This is a genomic window from Prosthecobacter sp. (genome assembly GCF_049294395.1).
Classification (GTDB): domain Bacteria; phylum Verrucomicrobiota; class Verrucomicrobiia; order Verrucomicrobiales; family Verrucomicrobiaceae; genus Prosthecobacter.
The window spans coordinates 1-3,244 of record NZ_JBAQCR010000417.1 but is presented as its reverse complement, the minus strand read 5'-3'; the positions used below and the strand labels follow the sequence as shown (position 1 = coordinate 3,244).

Sequence of the window (3,244 nt, the reverse complement as noted above, 5' to 3'; positions counted from 1 at the left end):
GAACAAGATCACACTGGGGGTCATTGGGGTGGGATCGCAGGGGACGCATGACATGCGGGCGTTTTTGAATCACGAGGATGTGCGGGTGACGGCGGTCTGTGATGTGAACAAAAAGAACATTGAGCGTGCGCAGCAGGCAGTGGCGGAACGTTATGGCAGTGCGGATGTGAAGGTGCCGGGGGATTTTCATGAGCTTAACCGGGACAAGTCCATCGATGCGGTGCTGATGGCGCTGCCGGTGCACTGGCACAGCATCCCGGCCACGGATGCGATTCTGAATGGCAAGCACATCTACCATGAGAAGCCGATGGGCATGTCGATGCAGGAGTCCAAGCATGTGCGGGCGGCGGTGAAGAAGACGGGCGTCGTGTTTCAGTTCGGCACGCAGCAGCGCAGTGATTTGAAATTTCGCTGGGCTTGTGAACTGGCGCGCAACGGGCGGCTGGGCAAGCTGAAGGAGATTCAAGTGGGCGTGCCGGGAGGAAAGATCGGGCCTGATTTTCCGGAGCAACCGGTGCCTGCGGAGGTGGACTGGGATCGCTGGGTGGGGCCTGCGCCGATGTCTTCGTTCAATGTGGACAAGCTCAAGCGCGACAATCATGAGAACATCACGAATTTCTCTCTCGGCATGATCTCATGCTGGGGGATTCATCACCTCGACATCGCGCAGTGGGGCAATGGGACGGATGATACGGGGCCGATCAGCGTGGAAGGGGAGGCGACGTATCCTGACAAAGGCGGCTGCGATGCTGTGCTGACGTGGAAGATGCGCATGGAGTATGCGAATGCGGCACCGATCACGTTTGTGAACGAGAAGAACATGGGCATCGGCCATGGCACGCGGTTCATTGGTGAAAACGGCTGGGTTCATGTGCTGCGGGGCAACATCAAGGCGAGTGATGATGCGATCCTGCGCGATCCCGCGAACAAAGAGGGGACGATGCCGATCAAGCTCATCGCCAGCATCGAGCACACGCGCAATTTTGTGGATGCGATCAAGAACAAGCAGCGGGCGATTTGTGACATTGAAACGGCGGTGCGTTCGGACACGCTGCCGCAGCTCACAGCGATGGCGTTGAAGGCGAAACGCAAGCTGCTGTGGGATCCGAAGGCGGAGACTTTCACCAATGACGAGGCGGCAAACGCGCTCATGAATGCGCGGCCGTTTCGTGGGGAGTGGAAGCTGCCGGAGATTGGGTGAGGCTATCGGCGCTGCCTGACCGCTTCAAACAAGATCGCGGCTCCGGCGGCGGCGACGTTGAGGGATTCCACGGGGGAGTGGAGGGGAATGCGGACGCGGGCATCACAGGCGGCCATGATCTCGGCGCTGGCACCACGGCCTTCGTTGCCGAGGATGAGGAGGGTGGGCTGTCGCCAGTCGTAGTCGTAATGGAGAAGATCGGCTTCGCCGGTGGCGACGACGGTTTTGAGACCACGGCTGCGGCAGGTCTCGATGGTGCCGAGGCCGGAGACATCCGGCAGAATGGGCAGGCGGAAGGCGGAGCCCATGGAACTGCGCAGTGTTTTGGGGGAGAAGGCGTCCGCAGAGCCTGCGAAGGAGAAAATGCCGCTCGCGCCGGCGGATTCGGCGGTGCGCACGAGGGTGCCGAGATTGCCGGGGTCCTGGATGCGGTCGAGGCCGAGGATGAGGGGAGCAGGCCTGGCAAAGAGGGCATCCAGCGCGGGCCACGGGCGCTCAGCGATGACGATGATGCCCTGGGTGGAGGTGGTGTCGCTCAAGGATTCGAGGACGGATTCCGAGAGCTGGAAGACCGGGCAGGAGATGCGCTCCAGCAGGGCCAGCTGGGAAGCGGAAGGCGCGGCGGCGGTGAAGCAGGCCTGAAGTGGGAGGCCGGAGGAGATGCACTCAGCCACGAGGCGTTCGCCTTCGATGAAGATCAGGTCGCGCTCACGGCCTTCGCGGACTCTGCGGGCGTGTTTGATGCGTTCGTTGGAGGAGCTGGTGATGAGCATGCGGGGGAGGGGACCATCTATCGGCTAATCCTGTTGTAAATCCATTTGCCGAATGAACTCGGGCGTTTATTATCACAGCCCCTCACGAATGTGCCTGCATAGCTCAGTGGTAGAGCAGCGGTTTTGTAAACCGCAGGTCGTCGGTTCGACCCCGACTGCTGGCTCCATTTTAAAAGTGCATAAGTCACTCAGGATGAGTCATTTACTGATGTCATAAATGTGACGGGGCAATCGGCTAAAGTTGTGCCAAACTGTCTGAAATTGCACCGAAATGCACAAAAAACCGTTATAAATCCGTTACGGAATGGCAGGGGCCAACCGGCGTGTTGAGCGGTTTCGACTTTGATAAGACCTGATCCAGCGGAGGACAGACCCTTGAATTGTCGGTGGTGTTCCGATGTCGTGGCCACAGAGCCTATTGAATCGCCCGCCGTGCCAAAACGGATAGTCTGCCCGCCAGGAATGGAAGAAGGTCGGGAATTACGATCACCTGACCTCTCGTCCGCGCCCGCCCCCTCAGCTGTTTGGTTAACGCAAGTGCCATGTCGGTCCTAGATTTACATTGTAATGACATGATTGGCGAGGCGACTGCTCGCTTGCCGACTTCAGTTCGTGAACATGAACCGGGATGCTGGTCATTCTTTGCCGCCGTGCGCTCTCTCCTCCTCGCTAGGGACAATCAGGCATATTTGATTCTGGTTCCTGAAACTTGTTTCGTCTCATTTGTCCGGCCAGACGCCACCTGCGCTGCTGCTGAAATGCCAAGCATCCTTTGCCCGAGCGAACTGAGACCATCCTCGACACCTACAGCCACCTGTTTGCAACGCATTCCAACAAGATGGAAGGACGCTATTGCGCAGCATCACCATTTAGCTCTTTGATGCGGATGTCCCGAAATTGCACAAGCGAGGCCCCCCATTCGCCGTCCTTCCGTTCAGGATGCAGCTGCAGGGCCAGCGGTCCTTGGCGTGGAATGCCAGGTAGCTGGGCGTCGTGGATGATCAGCTTGTCGTTGAGCGTGACGGTCAGGCGGTCGCCTTTCATGATAATGTGGAACGTGTTCCACTCGCCAATCGTTTTGTCCGCTTTCACCTTGGGTGTCACTCCGGCATGCACCTTGGCGTCAAAGGCTGGATCGGTCCGGTAGCCCCACACCTCGCCAGATCCAACCGGCCAGCACCAGATGTTCACCTGGGACTTGTGCTGGCCGCGCAGGAAGACTCCTGAGTCGGTGTTGGGTGCCGCTACCGTCATCACGTTGCCTGAACCG

Annotated in this window: 3 protein-coding genes and 1 tRNA gene; 2 read left to right on the top strand and 2 right to left on the bottom strand. The window is 59.0% G+C overall.

Annotation, left to right across the window (positions count from 1 at the left end; genetic code table 11):
* Positions 1–1,201, top strand: a 1,201-nt coding sequence (locus WAW39_RS28700; protein ID WP_422322925.1) for a Gfo/Idh/MocA family protein, incomplete at its 5' end; no start/stop codon positions are given.
* A 2-nt stretch (positions 1,202–1,203) separates the two neighbouring features.
* Here WAW39_RS28700 and WAW39_RS28695 read toward each other — a convergent pair.
* A complete protein-coding gene (locus WAW39_RS28695) occupies positions 1,204–1,974 on the bottom strand; it encodes a TrmH family RNA methyltransferase (protein WP_422322923.1) in 771 nt (256 codons plus the stop codon).
* Positions 1,975–2,066: 92 nt separating this feature from the next.
* On the opposite strand from WAW39_RS28695, the gene WAW39_RS28690 reads away from it, so the two are divergent.
* Positions 2,067–2,141, top strand: a tRNA-Thr gene (locus WAW39_RS28690).
* Between the two features lie 682 nt (positions 2,142–2,823).
* Here the strand turns inward: WAW39_RS28690 and WAW39_RS28685 are convergent.
* Positions 2,824–3,244, bottom strand: a 421-nt coding sequence (locus tag WAW39_RS28685; RefSeq protein WP_422322921.1) for a 3-keto-disaccharide hydrolase, incomplete at its 5' end; no start/stop codon positions are given.

What these genes read in the sequence shown, in the direction of transcription:
- WAW39_RS28695 (WP_422322923.1), bottom strand. Translation starts at nt 1,974, where the DNA reads ATGCTCATCACCAGCTCCTCCAACGAACGCATCAAACACGCCCGCAGA.